The sequence below is a fragment of the Dellaglioa algida genome (genome assembly GCF_030127605.1).
Taxonomy (GTDB): Bacteria; Bacillota; Bacilli; order Lactobacillales; family Lactobacillaceae; genus Dellaglioa; species Dellaglioa algida.
On the sequence record NZ_JANXLE010000017.1, the window covers coordinates 1 to 405 of the forward strand.

Below are 405 nucleotides of genomic sequence, written 5' to 3' on the forward strand. Positions count from 1 at the left end.
CGGGAAATAGCTCAGCTTGGTAGAGCACCTGGTTTGGGACCAGGGGGTCGCAGGTTCGAATCCTGTTTTCCCGATTAATAAATTTACAATTTATTATATGTTTTTATTTTATGGCGGCGTAGCTCAGCTGGCTAGAGCGTCCGGTTCATACCCGGGAGGTCAGGGGTTCGATCCCCTTCACCGCTATTTTCTACGTAAGAAGCTTGGACCTTTAGCTCAGTTGGTTAGAGCAGACGGCTCATAACCGCCCGGTCGTAGGTTCGAGTCCTACAAGGTCCATTACTTGTAGCTGATTCAAGTAGACATTTTCATATGGAGGATTACCCAAGTCTGGCTGAAGGGAACGGTCTTGAAAACCGTCAGGTGGGTCAAACCACGCAAGAGTTCGAATCTCTTATCCTCCTT

The 405-nt window shown here is 48.1% G+C and carries 4 tRNA genes; all 4 read left to right on the plus strand.

The features are described from left to right. Window positions 1-74 (plus strand) — tRNA-Pro (locus tag N0K73_RS08240). A 38-nt stretch (window positions 75-112) separates the two neighbouring features. Beyond that, a tRNA-Met gene (locus N0K73_RS08245) sits at window positions 113-186 on the plus strand. A gap of 19 nt (window positions 187-205) precedes the next feature. Continuing rightward, window positions 206-279: transfer RNA gene (locus tag N0K73_RS08250), tRNA-Ile, on the plus strand. A gap of 35 nt (window positions 280-314) precedes the next feature. After that, window positions 315-404: transfer RNA gene (locus N0K73_RS08255), tRNA-Ser, on the plus strand. Window position 405 lies beyond the last annotated feature (1 nt).